The sequence below is a fragment of the Methanorbis furvi genome, from assembly GCF_032714615.1.
GTDB lineage: Archaea > Halobacteriota > Methanomicrobia > Methanomicrobiales > Methanocorpusculaceae > Methanocorpusculum > Methanocorpusculum furvi.
In genome coordinates, this window is the sequence record NZ_JAWDKA010000009.1 from 48,878 (window position 1) to 71,998 (window position 23,121).

At 51.2% G+C, this 23,121-nt stretch carries 28 protein-coding genes and 3 tRNA genes; 16 read left to right on the forward strand and 15 right to left on the reverse strand.

What is annotated here, in order from left to right; genetic code table 11:
• Nucleotides 1-9: 9 nt before the first annotated feature.
• The 5 genes from McpAg1_RS08135 (at nucleotide 10) to McpAg1_RS08155 (ending at nucleotide 3,668) form a co-directional block, all read left to right on the forward strand.
• Complete coding sequence (locus tag McpAg1_RS08135) at nucleotides 10-279, forward strand: DUF5350 domain-containing protein (RefSeq protein ID WP_338094815.1); 270 nt, start codon at nucleotides 10-12, stop codon at nucleotides 277-279.
• Nucleotides 280-423: 144 nt separating this feature from the next.
• Nucleotides 424-1,662, forward strand: coding sequence for a methyl coenzyme M reductase-arginine methyltransferase Mmp10 (gene mmp10, locus McpAg1_RS08140; RefSeq protein ID WP_338094816.1), 1,239 nt, complete (start codon nucleotides 424-426; stop codon nucleotides 1,660-1,662).
• Nucleotides 1,659-2,102 carry a ribonuclease III domain-containing protein gene (locus McpAg1_RS08145; protein ID WP_338094817.1) on the forward strand — a complete coding sequence of 148 codons (444 nt, stop codon included), beginning with the start codon at nucleotides 1,659-1,661 and terminating at the stop codon, nucleotides 2,100-2,102. Before mmp10 ends, McpAg1_RS08145 begins: the two co-directional genes overlap by 4 nt.
• A 154-nt stretch (nucleotides 2,103-2,256) precedes the next feature.
• Nucleotides 2,257-2,553: a peptidylprolyl isomerase gene (locus McpAg1_RS08150; protein ID WP_420847108.1), complete on the forward strand. Its 297-nt coding sequence runs from the start codon at nucleotides 2,257-2,259 to the stop codon at nucleotides 2,551-2,553.
• 20 nt (nucleotides 2,554-2,573) lie between these two features.
• A complete protein-coding gene (locus McpAg1_RS08155; protein WP_338094819.1) occupies nucleotides 2,574-3,668 on the forward strand; it encodes a HEAT repeat domain-containing protein in 1,095 nt (364 codons plus the stop codon).
• 397 nt (nucleotides 3,669-4,065) lie between these two features.
• On the opposite strand, the gene McpAg1_RS08160 is transcribed toward McpAg1_RS08155, so the two are convergent.
• The 4 genes from McpAg1_RS08160 to McpAg1_RS08175 all read right to left on the reverse strand — a co-directional run bounded on the left by McpAg1_RS08160 (nucleotide 4,066) and on the right by McpAg1_RS08175 (nucleotide 6,549).
• Complete coding sequence (locus McpAg1_RS08160) at nucleotides 4,066-5,262, reverse strand: SPFH domain-containing protein (RefSeq protein ID WP_338094820.1); 1,197 nt, start codon at nucleotides 5,260-5,262, stop codon at nucleotides 4,066-4,068.
• Complete coding sequence (locus McpAg1_RS08165) at nucleotides 5,262-5,798, reverse strand: hypothetical protein (RefSeq protein ID WP_338094821.1); 537 nt, start codon at nucleotides 5,796-5,798, stop codon at nucleotides 5,262-5,264. The genes McpAg1_RS08160 and McpAg1_RS08165 overlap by 1 nt, the downstream gene beginning before the upstream one ends.
• A 28-nt stretch (nucleotides 5,799-5,826) precedes the next feature.
• On the reverse strand, nucleotides 5,827-6,153 hold the full coding sequence (locus McpAg1_RS08170; RefSeq protein WP_338094822.1) for a hypothetical protein: 327 nt from the start codon (nucleotides 6,151-6,153) through the stop codon (nucleotides 5,827-5,829).
• A 66-nt stretch (nucleotides 6,154-6,219) separates the two neighbouring features.
• Nucleotides 6,220-6,549 (reverse strand): tetratricopeptide repeat protein, encoded by a 330-nt coding sequence (locus McpAg1_RS08175; RefSeq protein ID WP_338094823.1) that lies wholly within the window; start codon nucleotides 6,547-6,549, stop codon nucleotides 6,220-6,222.
• Between McpAg1_RS08175 and McpAg1_RS08180 the strand changes: the two genes are divergently transcribed.
• Nucleotides 6,548-6,745 (forward strand): hypothetical protein, encoded by a 198-nt coding sequence (locus tag McpAg1_RS08180; RefSeq protein ID WP_338094824.1) that lies wholly within the window; start codon nucleotides 6,548-6,550, stop codon nucleotides 6,743-6,745. The genes McpAg1_RS08175 and McpAg1_RS08180 overlap by 2 nt on opposite strands.
• Nucleotides 6,746-6,888: 143 nt before the next feature.
• Here the strand turns inward: McpAg1_RS08180 and McpAg1_RS08185 are convergent.
• From McpAg1_RS08185 to McpAg1_RS08215, 7 genes are all read right to left on the reverse strand, one after another.
• Nucleotides 6,889-6,961, reverse strand: a tRNA-Glu gene (locus tag McpAg1_RS08185).
• Between the two features lie 68 nt (nucleotides 6,962-7,029).
• Nucleotides 7,030-7,893, reverse strand: coding sequence for a branched-chain-amino-acid transaminase (gene ilvE / locus McpAg1_RS08190; protein WP_338094825.1), 864 nt, complete (start codon nucleotides 7,891-7,893; stop codon nucleotides 7,030-7,032).
• Between the two features lie 420 nt (nucleotides 7,894-8,313).
• Nucleotides 8,314-8,715: a molybdenum cofactor biosynthesis protein MoaE gene (locus McpAg1_RS08195; protein ID WP_338094826.1), complete on the reverse strand. Its 402-nt coding sequence runs from the start codon at nucleotides 8,713-8,715 to the stop codon at nucleotides 8,314-8,316.
• 7 nt (nucleotides 8,716-8,722) lie between these two features.
• The gene (locus tag McpAg1_RS08200) at nucleotides 8,723-9,001 is read right to left on the reverse strand and encodes a MoaD/ThiS family protein (RefSeq protein WP_338094827.1); all 279 of its coding nucleotides are present in this window, start codon (nucleotides 8,999-9,001) and stop codon (nucleotides 8,723-8,725) included.
• Nucleotides 8,994-9,728 (reverse strand): HesA/MoeB/ThiF family protein, encoded by a 735-nt coding sequence (locus tag McpAg1_RS08205; protein WP_338094828.1) that lies wholly within the window; start codon nucleotides 9,726-9,728, stop codon nucleotides 8,994-8,996. The genes McpAg1_RS08200 and McpAg1_RS08205 overlap by 8 nt, the downstream gene beginning before the upstream one ends.
• Entirely contained in the window at nucleotides 9,725-10,363 is a 639-nt protein-coding gene (locus tag McpAg1_RS08210; protein ID WP_338094829.1) for a TfuA-related McrA-glycine thioamidation protein, read from the reverse strand. Before McpAg1_RS08210 ends, McpAg1_RS08205 begins: the two co-directional genes overlap by 4 nt.
• Nucleotides 10,320-11,546 carry a YcaO-related McrA-glycine thioamidation protein gene (locus McpAg1_RS08215; protein ID WP_338094830.1) on the reverse strand — a complete coding sequence of 409 codons (1,227 nt, stop codon included), beginning with the start codon at nucleotides 11,544-11,546 and terminating at the stop codon, nucleotides 10,320-10,322. Before McpAg1_RS08215 ends, McpAg1_RS08210 begins: the two co-directional genes overlap by 44 nt.
• Nucleotides 11,547-11,658: 112 nt before the next feature.
• Between McpAg1_RS08215 and fdhD the strand changes: the two genes are divergently transcribed.
• The gene (fdhD, locus tag McpAg1_RS08220) at nucleotides 11,659-13,161 is read left to right on the forward strand and encodes a formate dehydrogenase accessory sulfurtransferase FdhD (RefSeq protein WP_338094831.1); all 1,503 of its coding nucleotides are present in this window, start codon (nucleotides 11,659-11,661) and stop codon (nucleotides 13,159-13,161) included.
• Nucleotides 13,162-13,352: 191 nt separating this feature from the next.
• On the opposite strand, the gene McpAg1_RS08225 is transcribed toward fdhD, so the two are convergent.
• Nucleotides 13,353-13,697, reverse strand: a complete 345-nt coding sequence (locus McpAg1_RS08225; RefSeq protein WP_338094832.1) for a DUF5611 family protein — start codon at nucleotides 13,695-13,697, stop codon at nucleotides 13,353-13,355.
• A 172-nt stretch (nucleotides 13,698-13,869) separates the two neighbouring features.
• Nucleotides 13,870-14,319, reverse strand: coding sequence for a hypothetical protein (locus tag McpAg1_RS08230; RefSeq protein ID WP_338094833.1), 450 nt, complete (start codon nucleotides 14,317-14,319; stop codon nucleotides 13,870-13,872).
• A gap of 117 nt (nucleotides 14,320-14,436) precedes the next feature.
• On the opposite strand from McpAg1_RS08230, the gene McpAg1_RS08235 reads away from it, so the two are divergent.
• From McpAg1_RS08235 to McpAg1_RS08250, 4 genes are all read left to right on the forward strand, one after another.
• Nucleotides 14,437-15,174, forward strand: a complete 738-nt coding sequence (locus McpAg1_RS08235) for a proteasome assembly chaperone family protein (RefSeq protein WP_338094834.1) — start codon at nucleotides 14,437-14,439, stop codon at nucleotides 15,172-15,174.
• A gap of 2 nt (nucleotides 15,175-15,176) precedes the next feature.
• A complete protein-coding gene (locus McpAg1_RS08240; protein WP_338094835.1) occupies nucleotides 15,177-15,572 on the forward strand; it encodes a DUF473 domain-containing protein in 396 nt (131 codons plus the stop codon).
• Nucleotides 15,573-15,652: 80 nt separating this feature from the next.
• Nucleotides 15,653-15,727: transfer RNA gene (locus McpAg1_RS08245), tRNA-Arg, on the forward strand.
• A gap of 227 nt (nucleotides 15,728-15,954) precedes the next feature.
• Nucleotides 15,955-16,842: a hypothetical protein gene (locus tag McpAg1_RS08250; RefSeq protein WP_338094836.1), complete on the forward strand. Its 888-nt coding sequence runs from the start codon at nucleotides 15,955-15,957 to the stop codon at nucleotides 16,840-16,842.
• Nucleotides 16,843-17,121: 279 nt separating this feature from the next.
• On the opposite strand, the gene McpAg1_RS08255 is transcribed toward McpAg1_RS08250, so the two are convergent.
• Nucleotides 17,122-18,234, reverse strand: a complete 1,113-nt coding sequence (locus McpAg1_RS08255; RefSeq protein ID WP_338094837.1) for an OBG GTPase family GTP-binding protein — start codon at nucleotides 18,232-18,234, stop codon at nucleotides 17,122-17,124.
• A gap of 109 nt (nucleotides 18,235-18,343) precedes the next feature.
• Here McpAg1_RS08255 and McpAg1_RS08260 point away from each other — a divergent pair.
• The 5 genes from McpAg1_RS08260 to cbiQ all read left to right on the forward strand — a co-directional run bounded on the left by McpAg1_RS08260 (nucleotide 18,344) and on the right by cbiQ (nucleotide 22,406).
• A tRNA-Glu gene (locus tag McpAg1_RS08260) sits at nucleotides 18,344-18,416 on the forward strand.
• Nucleotides 18,417-18,451: 35 nt separating this feature from the next.
• Nucleotides 18,452-19,621, forward strand: a complete 1,170-nt coding sequence (locus McpAg1_RS08265; protein ID WP_338094838.1) for an NAD(P)/FAD-dependent oxidoreductase — start codon at nucleotides 18,452-18,454, stop codon at nucleotides 19,619-19,621.
• A 55-nt stretch (nucleotides 19,622-19,676) separates the two neighbouring features.
• A complete protein-coding gene (cbiM, locus tag McpAg1_RS08270; protein WP_338094839.1) occupies nucleotides 19,677-20,651 on the forward strand; it encodes a cobalt transporter CbiM in 975 nt (324 codons plus the stop codon).
• A 103-nt stretch (nucleotides 20,652-20,754) separates the two neighbouring features.
• The gene (locus McpAg1_RS08275) at nucleotides 20,755-21,588 is read left to right on the forward strand and encodes an ATP-binding cassette domain-containing protein (protein ID WP_338094840.1); all 834 of its coding nucleotides are present in this window, start codon (nucleotides 20,755-20,757) and stop codon (nucleotides 21,586-21,588) included.
• Complete coding sequence (cbiQ, locus tag McpAg1_RS08280; RefSeq protein WP_338094841.1) at nucleotides 21,585-22,406, forward strand: cobalt ECF transporter T component CbiQ; 822 nt, start codon at nucleotides 21,585-21,587, stop codon at nucleotides 22,404-22,406. Before McpAg1_RS08275 ends, cbiQ begins: the two co-directional genes overlap by 4 nt.
• Nucleotides 22,407-22,719: 313 nt before the next feature.
• Here the strand turns inward: cbiQ and McpAg1_RS08285 are convergent, their stop codons facing one another.
• Complete coding sequence (locus McpAg1_RS08285) at nucleotides 22,720-23,109, reverse strand: HEAT repeat domain-containing protein (protein WP_338094842.1); 390 nt, start codon at nucleotides 23,107-23,109, stop codon at nucleotides 22,720-22,722.
• Between the last annotated feature and the right edge of the window lie 12 nt (nucleotides 23,110-23,121).

A 23,121-nucleotide genomic window follows, 5' to 3' on the forward strand; every position in this document is an offset into this window, starting at 1 on the left:
GAGTTCAATATGGGAAAGACAGGCAGCGTTAACTGGCACCAGATAAAAGGTGTTAACGGTCAGATCAGACTCGTTCCCCAGAAAGAGGGAGAGGTTAAGAAACCGGGACCGAATCAGAGATTTAAGAGATCAAGCATTGTTACTAAGATCGAAAGCCGCATGGCAAACACCCAGCAACAGGGACGCCGCGGCCCGAAGATCGCCGACCAGCGCATTCGCCGCCGGATCCGCAGATCCAAGAAGTCCATGATGGGCGCAAAGGCAAAGGCAAAGCGCTGATATTGTCTTAACAATAATCTCATCATTAATAATGGCGGGTATTATTCCCCCATTCCAATTTTTTTGGTTTGTTTTTGTTTTTGTGACTTTTTTGACATCTCAACCCTTCATAACCCTGCAGCGCCAAATACATGAGTAACAAATATGGTGCATCTCACAGTTGACATTGGCGGGCGTCCCGGAGCTGACTGCCGGGGATTTTGTGCCTACTGTTATTTCAAGCACGCAAAGGATGTACCTGCATTCGGCTGCCGGTACTGTCTCCCGTTTCTGAAAGGCTGTGACTACTGCACCCGCGGCGTAAAAGAAGAGTATGCCGGATTCATCCCTCTTCAGGATGTCGCCGCTGCATTCCTTGCAGACCTCCAGTCAGTAACCGGTGACGTCACCCGCATCACCATTTCCGGCGGCGGCGACCCAAGCTGTTACCCTGAGTTCACCGATCTCATCGAACTGCTTGGAACACTCGAAGTACCGCTGCATATCGGATACACCAGCGGCAAAGGATTTGACGACCCGGGTATTGCAGAGTTTCTGATCGCACACAACCTCCGGGAAGTGTCATTCACCGTGTTTGCCGCAGATCCTGCTCTCCGCCGCGAATGGATGCATGATCCAACACCCGAATCCTCGCTTGAGATCATCCGCCGCCTTGCAGCAAAAATCGAAGTCTATGCAGCGGTTGTAATTCTGCCTGGCATAAACGACGGCGACGTTCTCACCCAGACACTCACATGGCTGCGTGAGATCGGGGTTAAGGGCGTTATTCTCATGCGGTTTGCAAACACTCCCGAACAGGGTCTGATTCTTGAGAACGCACCAATTCTTCCCGGACAGCGGACGCACACCGTTGAAGAGTTCAGAGAAATCGTCTGCAAAAGCGCGGCTGCATATCCTTCTCTGCGGATATCAGGAACCCCGTTGTATGACCCTGCGTTTGACTCCCCGTTTGCGCTGCGGAATATGCCGGATCTTTTGGAACATCTCCCAAAAATTCATAAAAAGGCAACACTTATAACCGGAGCGGTTGCAACTCCTTATATCAAGTCAGTCGTATCAGCATGCGGCGGCGATCCTTCTTCGGTTGTCGGCGTAGCAAAAGAAATCGCATGCCTGATAACCATTGATGATCTCAAACAGCTTGACTTGTCTGCCGTTGAGAGTACGGTAATCATTCCCGGCCGCGCATTTCTGCATGATGCGGAGGCTGAGAAGATCCTTTCAAGCGACGGTGTTTACCGGACCGTCGTCCGGGGACCTGAGATGCTCTCTGCCGACGGGGAGACAAGTATGGGTATGAGCGAAACCGACGTCCTTACCATGGAGATGGAAGGATTTTCCGCTCTTATCCGGCTGATAAATCAGTATGGGAACTCTACATGACGTATACAAAATTATATGATAAAATAGGATACACGTTCAAAAATGAAGAGTATCTCAATCATGCAATGACACGGACAGCGTATGCCCGCGAGCATGAGATTCCAATGAGTGAAACGATGGACTCGTTTGCGGTACTTGGGGATGCAGTGCTGGATCTTGTGGTGATTAGAGAAATTATTGCTGACGGTGAGTATGACAAAGGCGAGATCACCCGTAAAAAAATCGACTCGGTCAACATGACTGTTGTCCGAAAAATCGCCGAAGAACTGGACCTCCCCTCCTACATGCGGTGGGGCAAGGGTGAGATCCGCATGCAGATCTGGACGAGCGGTCGTGTTTCTGCGGAATGCTTCGAGGCACTTGTCGGTGCGGCATATATGGACGGCGGTATCGACGCTGCCGCAAAAATTATCGGAACCGTTCGTCACACCCGCGCCTGACGGCCGGTCCTGCCTTTTGCACTGGCAGGTGGTGATGGTCTTATTATTTCAACTGACCACGACATTCTTTTTTCAAATATTTCGCCGCATGTGTTTCATCTGACTTGCCACTGTCAAACAGTCATCATATCATAATTTATTTCTTCGGAATGCGATACACTATTGTACTATGGTGAGGGTGAAAGCATCGCATATTCTGGTGAAGACCGAGTCTGAAGCCAAACAGTTAATGAAACAGATCTCTGACGGAGATGATTTTGCAAAACTCGCAAAGCTTCACTCGCAGTGCCCTTCCGGAAAGTCCGGCGGCGACCTTGGATACTTTGGTAAAGGACAGATGGTAAAACCGTTCGAGGATGCAGCGTTTAAGGCAAAGGCCGGCGAGGTTGTGGGTCCGGTAAAGACACAGTTCGGCTGGCATCTGATCAAGGTTACCGATGTGAAAAACTAAAAGATCTTCTGGTGTTGTGAATGGATCCTGCTACCTTTTTGTGCTGCGTTGAGGCGATAAAGAGCAGTGATGCTGCTGGTCAGGAGGATGCGGCAAATCAGATTGCGGGTCTGAGTGACCCGTCCATGCTGCCGCAGATTTGGCATCATGTATCTGATGACAGTCCGCTGGTCCGTCGGGTGATGCTCTGGACGCTCAGGAATTATTCTTCGCAGATTGAGTACTCACCCCTGCTTTCCTGTCTGCGTGATCCTGACATGGCAGTGCGCGAGGCTGCCCTTCTGCTGTTCATGGAAGGCGGCAGTTCGTCAACCGGTGCGCTTGTTGATGCCGTGTCTTCAACAGATGATGCGCTGCGGTTTTCCGCTGTCGAGGCACTTGGTCAGTTCCGGACACCGGAGGCGGTTAATCCTCTGATGAATGCGGCAATTTCGGATAATCCTGATATCCGCGAGGTTGCGATTCTGTCTCTTGGCGTGTATGCGGATGCATGCGTTGTTCCAACGCTTGTCGCAGCACTTGACGATGAGCCTCAGATTCGTCTTGCAGCGCTTGAGGGACTCAAGACCCGCCCGCTTTCTCCTGCCGATGCAGAGAAGGTGTCAGTCTGTGTATCTGATGCTGATCCTGCGATCCGGACAGCTGCGGTCGCAGTCCTTGGCAAGCATGTTCCAAAATCCTGTGCTGATGATGAGAGTTCGTCTGTTCGGCGGACGACTGCGGCGGTTATTGCGTCTCCCGAGATCCTTGGAAAGCTGTGCTGCGATGCTGATCCTTCGGTCAGGATGGCAGCAGCTGAGGCTGTCGGCAAACGAAAGTATGCAATGGAGGATGTTCTGCTGCCTCTGCTTTCTGATGAGGTGCCGGGCGTCCGCCGCGCTGCGGTGACCGGGCTTGCTTTTTCCAAAAGGCCGGATGTTGTTCCCGCGCTGATTCGATGTCTGTCTGATCCAAAGCCCGGCGTGCAGGCAGCTGCTGCGACGGCGTTAGGCGAGATCGGCGGCGATGAGGTAATTGCGGCGTTGTCTGCTTCATCCCAGAGCGGTAATGCGATTCTTCGCGGAATTATAAAGAACGCGCTGTCTGCGGCGATGAAGAAGTCGTCGCCTGAATGATCTGTCGGCTCTGTGCCGCGAAAAAATTTCATCGGGTATTTTTTTCTGACAAAATTTATGCGATGACTCCTATTGAAAAATCGGGTTTGATCATAAATTCGTTTATTGGTAACTAATGTAATCGCTGTAGCTCCGCCCACGGAAAAACGGAACACACGGAAATTTCACTGAAAAAAACATCACGGAGCAGACATGAACAACACGGAAATGAATCGTTTTTGAAATTATTATTCGCCTTCAGTGTTGTTCACGTCTGCTCCGTGATGTTTTTTTCAGTGAAATTTCCGTGTGTTCCGTTTTTCCGTGGGCGGAGCCGATCAATCCCAAACTGTGTTTGCAATAAACGATTTTATGGGCAAAGCCTGAAAAAATAAAAAAAAAGTTTTGAACTCTGCTCTCAGATCTTCTGCCCGCACTCAGAACAGAATTTTGTTCCTGCCGGGAGTTCGGCACCGCAGGCAGGACACTTTGGTGACCCGGTCGGTGTTCCGCACTCCGGGCAGAACTTTGCACCTGCGGTGAGTGCTGCACCGCACTTTGCGCATTTGCCTGCTGCTGCGGGTGGTGCCATAGCTGTTCCGCACTCAGGACAGAACTTTGTACCTGCCGGAGCCGCAGTCCCGCATTTCGGACACTGAATCTGCGATGCGCCCGGCTGACCACCGAACGGAGCAGGCTGACCTGCCGCCATTCCTGCCATCCCCTGAGCCATCATATTACCCATACCAACACCGGCCCCCATACCTGCGCCCATCATCGCAAAACCTGCGCCTTCGCCGCCGCCCTGCGCAGCACCTGCACCAATCCCCTCAATCGCCTTACCGGACTGGTACTGGATATAGTTCACGCCAAGAGCCGACATTGCGCCGCGCTTGTTGATCGCCTCCTGAACCTCCTCAGGCATATTGATGTTCAGACCGGCAAACTTCATGATCTTTACACCGTAAATCTCGGTCTCGCGACCAAGCTTTGCGAGGCAGAGCTGCTCAATCTCCTGCAGGTATGCAGGCATATCAAGAACGCCCATCTGCTTCTTTGCCTTCAGTTCGCCCAGCGTATCATTGAGGACGACCACAATCTGCGCCTTTAACCAGTCCACAATCTCCTCAGACTTTGTCAGACCCTTTGTTCCGACAAACTCGGTGATCAGCAGGAGCGGTGCGACAATTTTGTACGAAAACTGACCAAAAATTCTCAGCTGCACAACACCGAAGTCCACGTCACGGAATGCCAGCGGCTGACTCGTCCCGAACTTGTCCCGGAACTCCCGCTTCTGCACCCAGAAGAACTCGCCGATCTGCACATTACCAAGAACCGTTCCTGCGATATCCTTCAGCACCGGAATGTTCTGGGTCGTCAGCGCATACCGGTCAGGCCGGTCAAAGACTGCAAGAGCCTTTCCGTCGCGGAAGAAGATACCGTACTCATCCTCACGGACAAGAACGTTGTCGTTCCACATCACGTTTCTGGGGAGGCGCCACATTACATTGTCGCCTTTCTGGTCCTCAACCCAGTAGAAACCTTTCCGGGAGTCGGCACCCTCGATATCGGAGCCGGACCCGATTTTTTTGTTAACTTTCGAAAATAATGCCATTACAATGCACCAAGCCCTGCCATTGTCGTAATCCGTTTCTCAAACACTGACGATAACTCAGAAAGCCCTGAGCGGATATCGCGGAGATCTGCTTTCACCAGACCGAAGTCTCCGGCATCACTTGACGCAAGAGCAGTTTTGCAAAGCTCGCCGAGACCGTTGATCCCTTCAACGAGAGCCAGATCAAACTCGTAGAGCGTATTCAGCTCAACGTCTGTGACCCGGTATGCAGGAGAGATTCCTGAGTAGCCCTGCTCTGCATGGCGGACCCTGCTCTCCGCGGTCTTTGCCGCAGAAATGACGGTTGCAATGTCATTCATCATATCCAGTTCAAGTGCATTGCCTGCCCGCTCGCGAATCAGTTCAAGCGGTTGCAGGACATCAGACTTCAGAAGATCTGCAATCTGCACCCGAAGCAGGGAATCTGCAATGCGCAGATCCTCTTTCTGCCGGTATCCGCGAAATCCCGGAATGCCCAGCTGAATCTTTTTTAAGAGTCCGCGGTCATCCTCAACTTTGTTTCGTAAATCTGTCATATTTTCAAACTCGTCTGATATACATTTGTTATTTCTTTGCCGCCACATATACTATTGCCGCAAGGGCGATACCAATCAGTGCTCCGCCGAGGACCAGCAGCATGTCCGCTCCTGAGTAGAGCAGAATGAATATTGCGCCAATGACTGCGAACAGTGCTCCTCCTCCTGTGATTACCGGCTCTCTTTTACCGACTGCAAAGGATAATGCAATCATTATGAGGCCGGTGCCAAGAAGGAACACGCCTGCCGCAGCCAGAAGGCCGGTACCTAAGTATCCGACCAGAACTGCGATGCCAAGCATCAGGATAACACTCAGCCAGGCGATCTGAAATCGTTTGTCTTCTGTTTTTCCCATGACTTTTTTCCGCTGGATATCTGTTTTCAAAATTGGATACTGCGAGGCAAAGAACTTTCCTCGAATTCAGTTCTGTGAGAGTTCGCCAAGCCTGATGCGGCAGGCGGCCACCTTCTCAAACTCACCGCGTGCTTCATAGCATCCTGCAAGTCCTTCAAGAGCGTCCTGCGCGTCGGGCCGCAGAACGAGTGACCGTTCAAACGAGGCAACTGCGTCCCCGTACCGCTCAAGGCCCGCGAGTGCCTGCCCAAGTCCGCACCATGCATCCGCATCGTTTGGCGTTAAATCACACAGCTGCTGAAATGCGGCGGCTGCTTTTTCAAATCGCTTTGCCGCAAGAAGTTCGTCAGCAGTCTGCTTCCAGAACACCGGATTGTTGGTTGGGTGAAACGTCATGCCAGATACATCAACCCGCACGGCAAAAAAACAAACTGATTGCAGAGGTTTTGCACCTAAATTCGTTTATTGGCAAACACAGTTTGGGATTGATTGGCTCCGCCCACGGAAAAACGAGACGCATGCCTTCGGCCTGCTTACCGCTTCGCGGGACCACACGGAAATCTCACAGAAAAACATCACGGAGCAGACGTGAACATCACGGAACTCATATTTAATACGATATTTCTGTGATGTTCACGTCTGCTCCGTGATATTTTTCCGTGTACTCCGATTTTCCGTGGGCGGTCCATGGATTAAGGATGTAAAACAGGTTAAAGAATCAAACAAAAGGAAAAGTGCTGATATCGGGATTCGAACCCGAGTCGCTGGCGTGAAAGGCCAGCATGATTGGCCACTACACTATATCAGCAGGGCAGTCTTGCCTATAGAGGTTGACGTTGGCAAATAAAAAGATTATGATTAGCCTCTGAGATAAACTCAGTAAGCGTCGCCTTCGTTTTTCGTGACTTCCTGGAATGCAGGAATCAGTTTGCGGTAGACCGCTCCCGGCTTCCCGTTACCGATAACGCGACCGTCAATCTTGGTGATTGCACAGATCTCTGCAGCGGTTCCTGTCACCATCACCTCATCTGCGGTGTAGAGATCAAAGAGACCAAGTTCGCAGACCTCGTAAGGCACACCGATCTTATCCAGAAGCTCAAGAAGCACCTGACGGGTGATTCCTTTGAGGTTGTTGATGGTTGGCGGCGTGTAGAGTTTGCCGTTCTTCACCAGATAGATGTTGTCGCCTGAGCCTTCGGCAAGCTTTCCGGTGCGGTCGAGGAAAATTGCCTCGTCGCCGCCCTTGTAGTTGGCCTCAATTTTCCCAAGAATATTGTTGAGATAGTTCAGTGACTTGATGTTTGGCGGAAGCGAGTCCGGCGTGTTTCTGCGGACGCACACGGTCACTGCCGTCAGACCTGTCTCATAGAGATCGCCGTACATTGCGCCCCACTCGGTTGCTGCACAGATTACACTCGGCTTTGCACATCGGTGCGGGTCAAGACCCATCGAACCTACCCCGCGGCTGATGATCGGGCGGATGTAGGCATTCTTCAGATTGTTTTTGCGCAGCGTCTCTTTAATGATCTCTGCCATCTCTTCCTTTGTCACCGGCGGCACAAGATCAATCGCCTTTGCTGAGTCAAACAGACGGTCCACGTGCTCGGCAAGCCGGAACACACGTCCGTTGTAGGCACGGATTCCCTCGAACACACCATCGCCGTAGAGGAAACCGTGATCAAAAATGGACACCTTCGCCTCGTTTTCGGGGAAGAATTTTCCATCGATATATACGAACATGAAAGTATTATTGTTGGTTCTTCGTTATAATTCCTATCCTCTTATTTTTTCTGTGTTTGTGGTTATTCCAAATGAAACCAAGATGGAAAAATTCCCGACACTACAACTCACCACCACGTAACCCTGTTTGAGGAGAGTTTTGTTGCCGGGAGTGCGGCAACAAAATTATGCCTGTAAAATCATTAAAAGGGGATAATATCCTCATATAATAGGAATTCATATTTTTGTTGCCGATGTTGCCGCTAAAACCGTATTCTGTATATGAATAATTTTTTACTTACAAACACAATGTCAAAACATCGGCAACAAAAAATAAAAATCCACAGTATTCGGTTTGAATCAAAAATAACTCATGAATATGGGTCAGTTTTGTTGCCGCATGATGCGGCAACATATCATGGAAACTGATCTCAAAGAGATCTATGCGCCGTGAACCCAATCGCCTTTGCGGTCGCCGGTGATCTCCTGCTTCCAGATAGGAACTCTCTCCTTCAGCCGCTCGATGATGTAGCGCGAGCCTTCGTATGCCTCAGGACGGTGGCCGGCACCGACAATAATCACCACAATGGTCTCGCCAAGACTGAGTCTGCCGTAACGGTGGATGATGTCCACCGAGTTCAACTGAAACTTCTCTTTTGCTTCAGCAGCAATCTCTGCAAGATCCTTTTTTGCGACCGGAACAAACGCCTCAATCTCGAGAGCATCCATGCCGTCATCACGAACGCAGCCGATAAACACAATCTGTGCACCATCCGCATGCGTCCGCGATGCGGAGATCAGTGCACCGATATCAATATCCTCTTGTTGTACTGCAAGTACCATTTTTTCTTTATCCTCCCGAGACCGGCGGGTAAAGCACGATCTCATCACCGTCACGTACGATGATCTCTCCTGCCTCTTCTGCATCGATGCGTTCGCGGTTGTGCATAATAATCACATGACCGCGAAGTCTGTTCTCTTCAAAAAGTTCGCCGCATGCTGCGGGAACAGTTTGTGCGAACCTCTCAAGCGCTGCGAGAATTGTTGCGTTGGAATCTGTCGTGACGATATTTTTTTCGCCGAACAGTTCGCGAAACTTTGCAAACGCCAGTATTGTTACTTCAGTCATGGTTTTCCTCAATAGTAATTTTTTCTGAACAGACAGAACATCTCGGACTTTTCTTCACCGAGAAAACATCCATGCGATTCACTGCCCCGTCCCAGAGCAGGAGTTTTCCTGCGAGCGTGTCCTGGGCGCCGGTCAGGTACTTTATGGTCTCCTGCGCTTCAATGGACCCGATAACTCCCGCGGTTGATCCAAGAATCGGTGTGCCCTTCGTGGTCTGGGCATTTGGAAATATGCAGGACAAACACGGAGTAATGCCTGGGATTATCAGTGTTGCCTGACCTGAGAGGCCTGCGACTCCTCCGTGCACAAGAGGGATTTTCGACTTTTGCGAAAACTCATTGAGCACATACCGCGCTGCAAAGTTGTCCATCGCATCAACGATGATGTCGGCATCGCCGATTAATTGCGGTGCGGTTTTCTCATCGATAAACGAGGAGAACGCGGTCACTTCAATGTCAGGGTTGAATGCTTCAAGCGTCAGCTTTGCAGACGCTGCTTTTGGCATGCCGATCCGGTCCTGCCGGTGCAGAATCTGGCGGTTCAGATTGGTGATTTCCACCACATCGCAGTCAGCAACTCTGATGTGGCCGACGCCTGCTGCTGCAAGATAGAGTGCGACCGGTGAGCCGAGTCCTCCTGCTCCTGCGAGAAACACGGTTGCCTCGTCAAGTTTTTTCTGGCCGGCCTCACCGATGACCGGAATTTGTCGGATGTATCGCTCGTTCATAACATATCCCTCACTGTTTTCAGGCATTCGATTGCGTCATGGCGCTTCTGATCCACGGCGTTTGTTTTCAGCCACTGGGAAAGTGCGGACTTTGTCTCCTCTGCAACCTCTGCTTCACGGAGAATCCGCCGGTAGGTGCGGTCAGGATAGTAGAGCGCCTTGCAGGCACGAAGAAGCTCTGTCTCCTCTTCATCAGTGATAATTTTGGCCGCTTTTGCTGCGGCACAACTTGCGCGGATGTTGACCATCGGTTCAGAAAGGGCGGTCTGGGTCTCTGGGTCATAGACGAGACCAACTTCATCATCGGCATTGATTTTTCCGTCTTTATACCAGCGGTAAATCTCGCCGACCCCGATCATTCCAAGCGTGTCCATCTCCGACGCCCGCAGTGCTCCCATCGATGACGAGCCGACCACTTTGATGCCGGACCGAAGCGCTGCAAGAATTTCGCGGTGACCTACTGCGCGATCCTGAAAGAACACGCCGTCGATTAAGACGATTGTCTTCGCCCCTGCGGCTGCCGCTGCGGTCAGGTCTCCGCGCTTTGCCGGAGGCAGATACTCTGCGTCCGGCAGAATTTTCTTCGCCTCTTCAGGCGGCAGACTTGGGCCGATGAATATGACGGCGCTCGGCATCAGTGCACCTCTTACCTCTGCGTTCATTGTCAATCGTAAAGCACTCAAGCCCCGGCACAATCACGCGGACCACCGGAACTCCAAGGTCAGGATCGGTGAGATCATACACAATCACTCTCGCAAGGCCTGCGGCCTTCAGCCGTTCGATGATCGCGAGAATGTCGGTCGTAAAGTCCGGTGTTGCGCAGCCCGCAATCTCAGAGAATTGTTTTGTAGACTCGGTCTTGAACCAGTAGGCATTCATCCGCTTCACGCGATCATAGCCCATCATTTCGCGGAACGATGCGATGGTTGCATCCTCGCGTGCTCCGTGAATCTGCGTTGCCCGGCTCTGTGCAACCTCGGAGAGTGCACGAATCACGGCAATCTCAGGATTTGTGTGGGTCCCCATTCCAATCGTCAGAAGCCGCGGATCTTTGAGGGTGACATCGTCGGAGACCGCTGCGATCGTCGGGATGCCGAGGTCTGAAGTGATGTCCTTCAGTGTGACTTCAACTCCTGCCGCCGTAAACTTTGCCAGCATCTCGGATGCATGACCGGTGAGTCCGGTTATGGCAGGTCCCGTGTCCCGCGTTGTTTCGACAAGCGACCATGAGTCGCGTTCAATCACCTCAGTCAGGGCGTAAAAGATCGCCTCCTCGATCGTGTTGCCGGATGCAATCCCATTGGAGCTGGACCGGAAGAGTCCCGGAAGGTAGTGGGGGTTTGGATGAATCACTGCGCAGAGCGGAACTTTTACGGAACAGTTGTTTGCAATGTCCCATGCGTCCACCCAGGGCAGCTCCATGTCGGCGTCGTTCGTCCGCGGAAGAATGAGGTCTCTTGGATTGATGCAGTCCTCGGTGAGCGAGAGCATCTTGTACGAAGTTGCAGCAAGGTCGCGCGGCATGGCTTCTGCTGAGTAGCGTTCTATTCCTTCCATGATTCCTGCAACGCGTGCTTCTGCTTCGGTTCCTCCTTTTCCGTTATACACGGAGATTGCACCGTCAGCTGCCGTTGGCCGGATACAGGAGTAGACCGGAACTCCGATCCGGTCAAGGTCGGTAATGTCTGCAACCCGCGTGATACCCGCAATCTGTACCAGCGGTTCGATGGATGCAAGCGTCTCTTCAGGAGTTTTGCTGCGTTCGGTCTGGCCGCAGTAGACTTTTGGAGACGGCTGGAGCTCTATCATTGTATTCATAATCGTTCGGGAACGCTATTGAGGATTTCGTTCAGAGCGTTCGCATGATTTTATATGTTGGCCCCGCAAACATATGAACATTCACACTGTGAAATATAATCGGGGATACTATATGCATACAAACCTCCTTACGTCCTGCAAAGGTTACCGGTATGAGAACGGGGATGTTGCTGAGATCGATGATGCTGTGGTCAGTGAAGAGGTTATCACACTTTATCTCAACGGGGCAGAGCATCTGAAAATTGTTGCAAGCAATGAACATCTCACCGAGTTTGGTGCAGGTTTTTTCATCGCATCAGGAGTTGCAGAAAAAATTCTCTCGGTCAGCGTCCAAGGGACGAACATTTTCGTGGACGCGGTAGTTTTGGATGCGTCTGCCGAAAAAACTGAGAGATGTGTCAGTAATGGCGGAACAATTACTCCTGATGAGATCTTTTCTCTCCGTGAAGCTTTGAATGCTGAAGCATGGCGCAAGACCGGTGGTCTGCACTGCGCGGCGTTGTGGTACAATCACTCCTGTGCGTTTGTGGCGTCCGACATCGGCAGACACAATGCGGTCGACAAGGTGATCGGATGGATGGTGCTTCAGGGGCTGTCCTCTACTCACTGTGCGATCGGCTGCACCGGCAGACAGCCGGCAGGAATGGTTGCAAAAGCGGTGAATGCAAACATTCCAACAATCGTATCCCGTGCTGCGGTAACACTGAAAGGAGCAGAGCTCGCAAAGTCGTCAGGTGTTACGCTGATCGGTTTTGTGCGTGAAGGCAGGTTCACCGTCTACTCGCATCCCGAACGAGTTGCCGGTCTGAATCCAAAAGATGGTGAACCAAAACCTGCCAAAAGCTGTGGTACTCTTGCCTCCCCGCTTCGCGGTCTCCGCTACCGCGACGATGCGGCAGTGCCGGTTGAGGATGCAGCAGTTGCCGAGGATATCGTGACGCTGTATCTGAACGGCAGTGAGTTTATCAAAACCGTTGCAAGTCTTGAGCACCTCCCTGAGTTTGCAGTAGGATTTTTTGTGGACGCAGGCCTTGTCTGTTCTGCTTCAGATATCAGATCAGTGATAGTAAAAGGATCATCTGTGTATGTGGACGCGGTCTGCACTGTTTGTGTTGCAGGAGAGATGGAGTCTTCTGGAGGATTTGCCCCGCACAAACCCCGCGGTCATGCCGAGGCCGGCGGCAGCATCACGGATGAAGAGATCTTCATTATTCGCGAAGCCATCAATGCTGAGGTGTGGGATGCGACCGGCGGTCTGCACTGTGCGGTGCTGTTCCATGATCACCGCGTGGTGTTTCTTGCGTCAGATATCGGCAGACACAACGCGGTTGACAAGGTTATCGGGTATATGATTCTGCATAACATTCCCCCAACCGAGTGTGCGATCGGCAGCACCGGCAGACAACCGGCAGGAATGGTAACAAAAGCTGCGAACGCCGGCGTTCCGATCATTGTGTCCCGTGCCGCTGCAACGGAGAAGGGGATTAGGACCGCGCAAACCTTTGGCGTGACACTCATCTGTTTTGTCCGCCCGCCGCGGTTTACGATCTATACGCATCCGGAACGTGTTGTAGTGAAATCGGCTTTACCCATAAATTCGTTTACTGGCAACTAATGTTCGCCGTAGCTCCGCCCACGGAAATTTCACAGAAAAACATCACGGAGCAGACGTGAACAGCACGGAATTCTAAAATTCTATTTCTGTGATGTTCACGTCTGCTCCGTGATATTTTTCCGTGTGCTCCGCTTTTCCGTGGGTGGCAGGACTTAATAGGCAACACCAGTGAAATGAATAAAAAAAGATATTTAGTCTTCAGCGTCAGCGGCCTTCTTCGCCCGCTTTACCCTCTCTTTTGTGGTAAAGCCGGTGATGAGGTCAAGATACTGACGGAATCTTTTGTTGGTGTCGAGAATTATTTTGTCTGCCTCTGCGTCCGGCATTGCGAGAACTTCTTTGTTGGTCTCGGTGTCAACGATGACAGTTTTGTTTTTCTCTCCGGCCCAGACCTCAAGACGCGACATGCTCCCGTACGAGACCATGTAGTGCCCGTCCTTTTCTGTTGGTTTTACTTCAAAGATGTCGGAAAATCCTGCGGCAATGCGGTCAGGCAGATCCTTGGTCATTCCACGCTTAACTTCATATTCCTGCATTGTACTGTAACTCTATTTGACGCGGGAATTTAAGTATTTGTCAATTGGGGCTTTGTAATTTTATTGATTGGGCACCTGTGAAACGCATCCTTGCGGCCTTGGGTTTTCCGGGTGGCTTAGAATAGGAGTTACGCGGTGTGATATTATGAGGTGGTAAGACTGCTGTGTTGTATTATGAAAAATGTTGATCGGGAAAGTGGCAAGCGTGGCCTCGTGGAAAAAAGAACCGCAAATCCACGCAAATCTCGCTCGCTTCGCTCGCTCCGCAAATCGCGTTTGCGAACCGCTGCTCTCCGTCTGCCGGAGCCGGCAGTAACGGAGTCGCTATCGCGACCGCAGCTGCAAACACTGGACGGCGCCAGTCGGGCGCCGTCTGAGGTAACTGGATAATCTCAATGCATTTTGGATCAACATCTTCAACAATGGCGGCGCCCGAATGGCGCCGTCCAGCGTTTGCCGGAGCGGTTGCGATAGCAACGAGCCCGCCGGAATCCGGCGGGATGAGAGCGACGATAAGCAAACGCGATTTGCGGAGCGAGCGAAGCGAGCGAGATTTGCGTGGATTTGCGGTTTCTTTTCCCCATAATTCCCAATTGCCACTTTCCCGATCAACATTTTTCATAAATACAAAATATTCACCACCGCATAACTTCCATTAGAAATAAAAAAACACGGTGTTGTTCATCGAAATAATTTGCACGATGAGAACCTTTATTCAAATTCAGGAGTATGTATCCTTATGGATGTAACCGAAGCCGTCCGCGTGGAGTCTCCTGCGCCGACAGCAAAAGAGATTGTGCTTCTAACCGGTTTTCCCGGCTCCGGTCTTGTAGGGAGTATTGCCTTACAGTACCTTGTGGAAACCGCAGGTTTTACTCATTTCGGCAATGTCACAAGCAGATTTCTGCCGCAGATATCTCTTGCCACCAACGGCATCGCCCAGGCACCGGTCCGGCTGTATGAAAAGGACAACTTTGTTGCAGTCCTTGCCGACGTGCCGGTTCCCCCGCAGATATCCTATGAGTTCGCCGCAGCTCTGATTGCATGGTTTTCGAAAAAAACCACCATAACTGATCTCGTGGTTGTCGGCGGGGTCGTCTCCGGCGGTGAAGGCGAGCGGGTGTTTGGCGTTGCAACAACCCCTGACGCGCTGGAAAAGATCAAGGATACAGCGATCGTTCTCCCCGCACTCAGCATCACCGGCGTGTCCGGCAGTCTCATCATCGAAGCCCAGCTCCGCGGAATTCCCGCGACCGGATTTTTAGTGGAGACGAACTTCAATGTTGATCCGCGTGCGGCAATTGAAGCGCTGAAAGCTCTCAACAGCAGGTACGGATTTGATGTCGATACTGCTCCGTTAATGGAGCAGGCCGATCAGGTGGAAGCCATGATGCACCAATTGGCAAATGATGTACAGGAGCAGGAACAGAGCGAAGAAAAACCGATTTCTGCCGGTGAGCAGATGATGTACGGGTGAGTATGATGCAGCTGATAGGTCTTGCCGGAATCTCTCCCGAAGTTATTGCTGAACTGAAGAAGGGCCGCCCGAGAACGGTGGAGTTTGTCAGTGCCCAGAATGTGGTGTCTGCCTCTGCGGTAAAAGTTGGCGATCCGGTGTTTCTCTCTTCTGTTCCGCAGGATGACCTGACCGCAGGAGATCCTGGAATCATCGCAACGGTTACCGCTTCTGCAACCACGATGCAGCGGATCTCCAGTACTGTTCCCGGTGTTTACTATGAGGAGCGGGAGCGTCTGTCTGTTCGTCTGCAGCTGAAGATCGCCTGCACATCCCATGTCAAACGGGTTTTGGATCGCGGATGCTGCAAAATCCTTCTTGTGGATGTGGTGGAGTGCAGCTGTCCGCGGGCAAAATAACTCTCATATCCTATTTTTACGATTTTATTTGAGGAGAATTTATTATCTGGAACCTCCTATAGAATAGAGCATTAATCCTTGGGCTTGTGGCTTAGCCAGGATATAGCGTCGGGCTTCTAACCCGAATGTCGGGGGTTCGAATCCCTCCAGGCCCGTTTTTTCGTAATTTTTCGCATAGAATCATCGACACACTTATATACTCTCGAGTAGATTTATGTTTGTAAGCAGTTTACGGAGGTGAACTGCGAAAATATGTGATTAAGCTGCAAGGGTTGTACAGAGTTCGTCACTTGGATGATGAAGTCGGAAATGTCTGCTGAATAAAATGTGTTTTCTTGTGTCTCTTTTATCTGATTGCCAAATCAATACTGTATAGTATCCAATGCCAGATGACACCTCTGTTGATATTCTGATCTCTTCTGCTGAGTCTGCACTCAATGATGCCGCTGATCATATTTCCGAAGATCCGGAGAGGGCTGCTGAACTTCTGGAAAAAGCAGTAGCTGATCTGATTACTGCCGGCTCCTGTATGGTTTCCGGTATCTCGTCCGCAGATATTGCTGCGCTTGAAAGCAGTCTCTCCCGCATTCTTCGTGCTCTCGCGGAAAGATTCGGTATTCTTCCTGAAGATCATCAACCGGTCTTTGCCCTGCTTCCTGATGCCGAAACTGTTCTGGATGAAGAAATAATCCTGGCTGCCCAGACGCACCAACCGGTTTCCGGCGTCCGCGATGTGGTGTTGGCAGTGTATGAGTCAGGCGACGGAGACGCAATTCGTTCTGATGAAGAGGCTGACCGCTATCTTTCCATCGGGCAAATGCTTCTTGAACTGCTTGAAGGGCAGCGGACACTTCAGGATACCGTGTTTGCCGAGGACGGGGCATATGATGCCTTCTCCGGTGTCGCCGCACCATATCTGATAGCAGGCGCCGCATACCTTGGCGGAGAGGATGCGTCAGAAACCTATGACGAAAAAATTCCCAAGATGCTGGATGGTCCGGTGAAGCGGCTGCTCAGATTACTTGTGTCCCTCTTAACATCCGCATTCATGTCAGGGCTGTTGCTGCTGGTAATCCGCAGACTGCTTGCCGCACGAAAAATTCGTCCGGGCATCATGGACAACGTGATCTTTGCAGGATCGGTTGCATCCCTTGTTGCTGCGAACCTGCCGATGCTTATTGACGGTGCACTCCAGGCCGCAGCAGAGCTTCGCGAACTGCATCACATCATTATTGGATCCGGTGACGGATTTGATATCCCGGTTGAGTAACAACCGGTTTCATCCATTAATTCCTGCCTTCCACGGAAAACGCAGAACTAAAAACATCACTGAGAGGCGTGAACATCACGGAATCCGAAAACAATTCATTTCTGTGGTGTTCACGTCTGCCCCGTGATGTTTTTCTGTGAGATTTTCGTGTGGTCCCGCGAAGCGGTAAGCAGGCCGAAGGCATGCGTCTCGTTTTTCCGTGGGCGGAGCTACAACGATTACATTAGTTACCAATAAACGATTTTATGGGCAAAGTCGTAACAACCAAAAAAAGTATTTTTAGAGTTTTGTTACGATCGTAACAACATCGCCGTCGGCAACTTTGTGCTGAAGGCCGACCTTTGCCGCATCATGTTTGACTGAGGTTCCCCAGATCTTTGCATATCTGAACTGGTCCACGAAGTCGCGGTGAAGTCTGCGGCAGACATCTTCAATGGTACTGCCTTTTCGCATGATCATCGGCTCTTCCATATCAGCCTCTTCGCCGTACGGCTTCATGTAGATGCGGATGAATCCAAGATAATCATAGATGGCATCCTGCAGTTTGTCGAGATTGTAGCCTGAGTGCGCAGAGATCATAATCGGGTCAACACCGTACTTTTCCCGCATTCCATTCTCCACCTCTTTTCGTTCGTTCTCAGAGACCAGGTCCACTTTGTTGATGGCGATGAATGCAGGGATATACATACGATTGCCCATCATCGCATCAATTACATCATCCTGCGTCACATTGTTGCCGCGGATGAGGACATCTGCGTTCATGACCTTGCTTTCTGCAAGGATTGCACGGACCTCTTCAACGTCAATGCTAACTGCACCGACAGTATTCAGGCGGATACCGCCAAACCCGGTCCTTTTGATGGTGATGTCAGGTTTTGGTTTATTGATCCTGATACCTGCGTCGTAAAGTTCGTGCATCAGCACATCCACATGAACGCCGTTGAAGACATCTCCGAGAATGACAATCAGATCTGCTGTTCTGACGACCGCGATTACTTCCTTTCCGCGGCCTTTGCCCATTGCTGCTCCTGCAATGAGTCCCGGAATATCCAGAATCTGAATCTTTGCACCCTTATACTCCATGAGTCCCGGGACTACTGTCAGGGTTGTGAACGCATATGCACCGGTCTCGCTTTCTGCTCCGGTCAGCTTATTCAGGAGTGTGGACTTACCAACCGACGGGAAACCTACCAGTACGATCGTTCCGTCGCCGGATTTTTTCACCGAGTATCCTTCGCCACCTCCGGCAGACTTCATTGCGCGGCTGACGGCATCATCCTTAATCTTGGCGAGTTTGGCTTTGAGCCGACCGATATGCTGCGAAGTTGCCTTGTTATATTTGGTATTTCTGATCTCATCCTCCAAGGATTTGATCTCTTCATCAAGGCCCATTGTCTAAACATATTCGTGCTGTTATTAAATGAACATATGGAATCACTTCTGCAATACATCGGCACCTATAAATATCGCTTACGATAACATTAGTTACGCAAGTTATCTTGCTGATATAGTGTAGTGGCCAATCATGTCGGCCTCTCACGCCGACGACTGGGGTTCGAATCCCCATATCAGCACTTTTCCTTTTCTTTATCATCTCTTACAGACAACATTGTGTTACTTCTCCATGTATGATGTCATCGTGGTCGGTGCAGGACCGACCGGCTCCACCGCTGCCCGCCTTTGTGCTGATGCCGGACTTTCGACGCTTGTTATTGAAGAGCATGCGGCAGTCGGCTATCCGGTGCAGTGTGCCGGGCTTTTGTCCAACTCAGCATTTGCCGAGTGTGAGGTTTCCGGTGCGAGTGTTTTCAATACAGTCAGCGGCGCAAAAATCTGCGGCTCGCCCGGGCATGAGCTTTCCTTTGATGCAAAAGTGTCAAAGGCATATGTCGTGGACCGCGGACGGCTGGATCATGAGATGGCAGAACGCGCAGCAGATAGTGGTGCGGAATTTTTTCTGAAAACATATGTCACAAGCATCAATCCGGAAAAACGGGTGATCACCACGACCGGTGTCCGGGGAAAAGAAGAGATGCCATATAAAATTCTCATCGCAGCCGACGGACCGCGCAGTGTTGTTGCCAGAGGTCTTGGTATTGCCCCGTCGCGTTTCGTTTACTCAGGCATTCAGGCTGAAGTACGGTGGGACGGCAGTCCCCATCTTGTAGAGCTTCATCCAAACGCTTCGCCGGATTTTTTTGCCTGGGTGATTCCGTTGTCTGCATCCCGCGCACGAATAGGACTCTGTGGTTTGAAGGATGTTCCCGCACGGTTTGCTGCGTTCGCCGCGAAATTTTCTCCATCCAACATACATGAGGTTACAGGCACCATTCCCTTAGGCATCAGAAGCCGCACCTACGGCTCAGGCTGTATGATTGCTGGCGACGCTGCCGGTTTTCCAAAACCCACTTCAGGCGGAGGGGTCTACACCGGTGCCCGTTCGGCACGCCATGCGGCCTCCGTCGCCATTGATGCCTGCGAGCTCGGGGACTTTTCTGACAAAATGCTTTCAGGGTATGAAAAACTCTGGCACGCAGACTTCGGCAGGGAGCTGGAGCTTGGCATGAAAGCGATGAACCTTCGCCGCACGCTTTCCCCTGATGAGATAGACAGAGCGATTGATGCTCTCAATACGCCCGAAACGCTTGATATCATCCTAAACTCCGGCGACATGGATAAGCCCTCGGCACTCTTGAGAAAACTGATGTTTCGACCCGAACTCATCCGCACCTTTGGCGTTCTCGGTATAAAATCCATGATACGAAGTATGATGGATTGAAAAACCGAAACCTGTTCGTAACACTTATTAGTAAATACGTGTTATTGTAACTGAGATGCATATACCTGATTTTCTGTTCGGTTACAGCAGTGTGGGTGTTCCGGTTGGTATTATCTTCTGGATCATCGCCCTGGTGTTTATCGTGCTTTCCATCAAATGGGCACGAAACAATCTTGACGAGTCCAAAATCCCCATTCTTGCAGTAATCGCCGCAGGAATTTTTGCACTGCAGGCATTCAACCTCCCAACCGGCTTTGGGGTGAGCGGCCATCTTGTCGGCGGGGCGCTTGCAGCAATTGTGCTCGGCTCTCCGTTTGCAGCCGTTTTTATCCTTACAATCGTTCTCGTGATTCAGGCTCTGGTGTTTGGAGACGGCGGCGTTCTCGCACTTGGCGCAAACATCATCAACATGGGTGTCATCGCAGGATTTGTGGGATTCTACTCCTTCAAAGCCCTGAGGGAGAGAGTCGGTGTTCCTGCATCCGCAGCAGTCGCCGGCTGGCTTGCCTGCGTGATTGCGGCATGTGCCTGTGCAGTTGAAATTGCGATTCTCGGCGCTGTGCCTCTTGCGGTCGGCCTTCCAACCATGTTTATTTACCACGCAATCATCGGTGTCATTGAAGCTGCAATCACCGCAATTGTGGTTGTTCTCATCTTCAATGTCAGGCCGGAGCTTGCAGGAAACACCGAGAAGAAAGCAATGCCGATCAATAAGTTCCTCGCTATCGGTCTTGTGATAGCACTGGTCATCGGCGGAGCCGCAGTATTCCTTGCATCGAGCGATCCTGACGGACTTGACAGCACGCTTCTCGTGGGCGGCGGTGCAAAAGATATCTTCGCTCCGGCGCACGGAGAGATTGAAGAAGCTGATGATCCTATCGGCTGGGTGTCTCCGATGCCGGATTATGTTCTCGGCGGTGAGGACTCAGGGGCTCTCGGCGGTCTGATAGCGCTCGTGATCGGAATTTTTGCAGCTCTGATAATTATTCTCGTTGCGGCGAGAGTCGTCTATAAAAAATCTGAAACATAACGCCGGTCAGGCGGTAAAGATATCCTCTCTTTTCTTTTTCCTCATATTTTGGTGTGACGAATCAGCATGTCTTTATGCTTTTTTAACATAGATTAGATTAACAATGCACCTCATTGAAACCCGGGACCTCTGCCATGCTTACAGTACGTCTGTTCGCGACGTGCTGCATAATGTCAACTTTATCGCAGACGAGCGACAGCGCATTGCAGTCCTTGGTCCGAACGGCGCAGGAAAAAGTACACTGTTCCGGCATTTCAACGGAATTATCCAGCCGAAATCAGGTTCAATTCTGGTTCGCGGGGAACCAATCACCAAAGCAAATCTCCATGAGGTGCGGAAGTTTGTGGGTCTGGTGTTTCAAAACCCTGACGATCAGGTGTTTTCAACGACGGTGGAGCAGGATATCGCATTCGGCCCATACAATCTTGGTCTGGATGCGGACACGGTTGCTTCCCGCGTGGACCATGTGGTTTCCATGCTGGGACTGGAGGAACTCCGGAGCCGCGCCCCGCATCATCTGTCCGGCGGCGAGAAAAAACGGGTCGCGATTGCCGGTGTGCTTGCCATGGAGCCGCAGGTGATGGTGCTGGATGAGCCGACCGCAGGCCTTGATCCTCAGGGAGTAAAGGAGCTGTTTGGTTTTTTAAATGATCTGCCGACACGCTGCGGTGTCACGGTTATTTACTCGACGCATCAGGTGGAGCTGGTGCCGGAGATGGCGGATGTGGTGTATGTGATGGAGAAAGGCGAGATCACCGGTGTTGGAACGCCGGAAGAGATCTTTTTGCAGGAGGATCTTTTGTCCCGGGCGCACCTTGAGCTGCCTGCCCTTCCCCGCCTGATCAAGTCGATGCAGGATCATGGCATTGCCATTGAGTCGGCGTACACCTACCGCGATGCTGAGGCTGCATTTCTCAAGGCGTTTGGCAAAACATGAGTCTGATTGACGAGCTGTTTGATATTGAGCGGGAGGCGTACCGCAAGAGTCCGATTCATTCGCTTGATGCGAGGATCAAGCTGATTTTATGTCTGCTTGGTCTGCTGGTGACCGTTCTGCTCCCGTACGGAACCGCGGAGCTGTTTGCATTTGTTGTTGTTTATATGCTGTTTTGGGGTCTCTATATTCTGTCAGGGTCGTCATTCCGGTATTATCTGATTCGTCTGATGCTGATTATGCCGTTTGGGCTGTTTTTTATTATTTTGCAGCCGTTTTTCCCGAATCCGTACTATGATGTCTATCATGTTGCAGTCTCGCTGCCGTTCGGGATTAATATGTACTGGGAGTCGATTGTTTTCGGGCTGTCGTTGTTTGCGAAGTTTGTGATCTCACTTTCGTTTATTATTCTGCTTTCGGCAACAACAACGATGCAGGCGATGCTCGAAGGAGCCGCACGGCTGCATGTGCCACGACTGTTTGTGGTGGTGATGGGGCTTACCATCCGGTACCTCTACGTGTTCGGACTGGTGTATCAGAAAATCCAGAGCGCGTTTGCGGCCCGATGCTTCCATGGGTTTGACCGCAAACTGCCGCTGAAGTACCGGCTGACGGTTATCGGCAATGCGGCAGGCTCGCTGTTTGTCCGTGCGCTGGAACAGGGCGAGCGGACGTATGTTTCTATGTGCTGCCGCGGATACTCTGCCGCGTCCTCGGTGTTTTATGCAAAAAAACCGCTGCATGCAGCTGAGTGGGTGTTTCTTGTGTTTGGAATCGGGTATCTGATTGTGTTTCCGGTACTGGTCTACTGGATGCTGTGATCATGATGAGATTTTGAAACGCGAATAGCACGAATCGCATGCCTTCGGTCTGCTCACCGCTTCGCGGAATAGCGCGAATAAAAAAATCGCCAATGGCGATTTTTCAAAAAAAAAAAGAACATTCACTATTTTTCTGAATGGATAGTTCTGCCTAAAGATAAGTAACTATACTAAACTCTCAAAAATCGCCATTGGCGATTTTTATTCGCGCTATTCCGCGAAGCGGTGAGCAGGCCGAAACGACTCCTGAAAGGAGGAGTTAAACACGACGGAACGACGTGTGGAAGGCATGCGATTCGCGTTTCAAAAATATTTAGGCAGAGCCGGAGAGTTCCCCGGCAATTTTTCCCGCAATCCTTCGCACGAACGGATTTTCATCCTGCTGCATCCGGACAACCTCAGGCAATGCCCGTACATCGCCAAGGAGGCCGAGGCCTTTGACCGCCATGTACCGGACATGATCGCGGGGATCGTGCAGTGTCTGAAGAAGCACCGGATATGCTTCCGGCACCTTCGTCATCCCGATTATCTCGCAGGCGCGGTAACGGACAACCCATGACTCATCCTCAAGCAAGGGAAGCGCTGCCAAAAACCCGTCATGTCCGCGGCTTCCAAGTTCGATCGCAGCAGCATTCCGCACATTCTTATCAGGATTATGCAGCATTGCCACAAGCTCCGGAATCGTCTTCGCTGAATCACTCATAATAGAACATAC

What these genes read in the sequence shown, in the direction of transcription:
- McpAg1_RS08135 (WP_338094815.1), top strand. Translation starts at nt 10, where the DNA reads ATGGGAAAGACAGGCAGCGTTAACTGGCACCAGATAAAAGGTGTTAAC.
- mmp10 (WP_338094816.1), top strand. Translation starts at nt 424, where the DNA reads ATGGTGCATCTCACAGTTGACATTGGCGGGCGTCCCGGAGCTGACTGC.
- McpAg1_RS08145 (WP_338094817.1), top strand. Translation starts at nt 1,659, where the DNA reads ATGACGTATACAAAATTATATGATAAAATAGGATACACGTTCAAAAAT.
- McpAg1_RS08155 (WP_338094819.1), top strand. Translation starts at nt 2,574, where the DNA reads ATGGATCCTGCTACCTTTTTGTGCTGCGTTGAGGCGATAAAGAGCAGT.
- McpAg1_RS08160 (WP_338094820.1), bottom strand. Translation starts at nt 5,262, where the DNA reads ATGGCATTATTTTCGAAAGTTAACAAAAAAATCGGGTCCGGCTCCGAT.
- McpAg1_RS08165 (WP_338094821.1), bottom strand. Translation starts at nt 5,798, where the DNA reads ATGACAGATTTACGAAACAAAGTTGAGGATGACCGCGGACTCTTAAAA.
- McpAg1_RS08170 (WP_338094822.1), bottom strand. Translation starts at nt 6,153, where the DNA reads ATGGGAAAAACAGAAGACAAACGATTTCAGATCGCCTGGCTGAGTGTT.
- McpAg1_RS08180 (WP_338094824.1), top strand. Translation starts at nt 6,548, where the DNA reads ATGCCAGATACATCAACCCGCACGGCAAAAAAACAAACTGATTGCAGA.
- McpAg1_RS08175 (WP_338094823.1), bottom strand. Translation starts at nt 6,549, where the DNA reads ATGACGTTTCACCCAACCAACAATCCGGTGTTCTGGAAGCAGACTGCT.
- ilvE (WP_338094825.1), bottom strand. Translation starts at nt 7,893, where the DNA reads ATGTTCGTATATATCGATGGAAAATTCTTCCCCGAAAACGAGGCGAAG.
- McpAg1_RS08195 (WP_338094826.1), bottom strand. Translation starts at nt 8,715, where the DNA reads ATGGTACTTGCAGTACAACAAGAGGATATTGATATCGGTGCACTGATC.
- McpAg1_RS08200 (WP_338094827.1), bottom strand. Translation starts at nt 9,001, where the DNA reads ATGACTGAAGTAACAATACTGGCGTTTGCAAAGTTTCGCGAACTGTTC.
- McpAg1_RS08205 (WP_338094828.1), bottom strand. Translation starts at nt 9,728, where the DNA reads ATGAACGAGCGATACATCCGACAAATTCCGGTCATCGGTGAGGCCGGC.
- McpAg1_RS08210 (WP_338094829.1), bottom strand. Translation starts at nt 10,363, where the DNA reads ATGCCGAGCGCCGTCATATTCATCGGCCCAAGTCTGCCGCCTGAAGAG.
- McpAg1_RS08215 (WP_338094830.1), bottom strand. Translation starts at nt 11,546, where the DNA reads ATGAATACAATGATAGAGCTCCAGCCGTCTCCAAAAGTCTACTGCGGC.
- fdhD (WP_338094831.1), top strand. Translation starts at nt 11,659, where the DNA reads ATGCATACAAACCTCCTTACGTCCTGCAAAGGTTACCGGTATGAGAAC.
- McpAg1_RS08225 (WP_338094832.1), bottom strand. Translation starts at nt 13,697, where the DNA reads ATGCAGGAATATGAAGTTAAGCGTGGAATGACCAAGGATCTGCCTGAC.
- McpAg1_RS08230 (WP_338094833.1), bottom strand. Translation starts at nt 14,319, where the DNA reads ATGAAAAATGTTGATCGGGAAAGTGGCAATTGGGAATTATGGGGAAAA.
- McpAg1_RS08235 (WP_338094834.1), top strand. Translation starts at nt 14,437, where the DNA reads ATGGATGTAACCGAAGCCGTCCGCGTGGAGTCTCCTGCGCCGACAGCA.
- McpAg1_RS08240 (WP_338094835.1), top strand. Translation starts at nt 15,177, where the DNA reads ATGATGCAGCTGATAGGTCTTGCCGGAATCTCTCCCGAAGTTATTGCT.
- McpAg1_RS08250 (WP_338094836.1), top strand. Translation starts at nt 15,955, where the DNA reads ATGCCAGATGACACCTCTGTTGATATTCTGATCTCTTCTGCTGAGTCT.
- McpAg1_RS08255 (WP_338094837.1), bottom strand. Translation starts at nt 18,234, where the DNA reads ATGGGCCTTGATGAAGAGATCAAATCCTTGGAGGATGAGATCAGAAAT.
- cbiM (WP_338094839.1), top strand. Translation starts at nt 19,677, where the DNA reads ATGCATATACCTGATTTTCTGTTCGGTTACAGCAGTGTGGGTGTTCCG.
- McpAg1_RS08275 (WP_338094840.1), top strand. Translation starts at nt 20,755, where the DNA reads ATGCACCTCATTGAAACCCGGGACCTCTGCCATGCTTACAGTACGTCT.
- cbiQ (WP_338094841.1), top strand. Translation starts at nt 21,585, where the DNA reads ATGAGTCTGATTGACGAGCTGTTTGATATTGAGCGGGAGGCGTACCGC.
- McpAg1_RS08285 (WP_338094842.1), bottom strand. Translation starts at nt 23,109, where the DNA reads ATGAGTGATTCAGCGAAGACGATTCCGGAGCTTGTGGCAATGCTGCAT.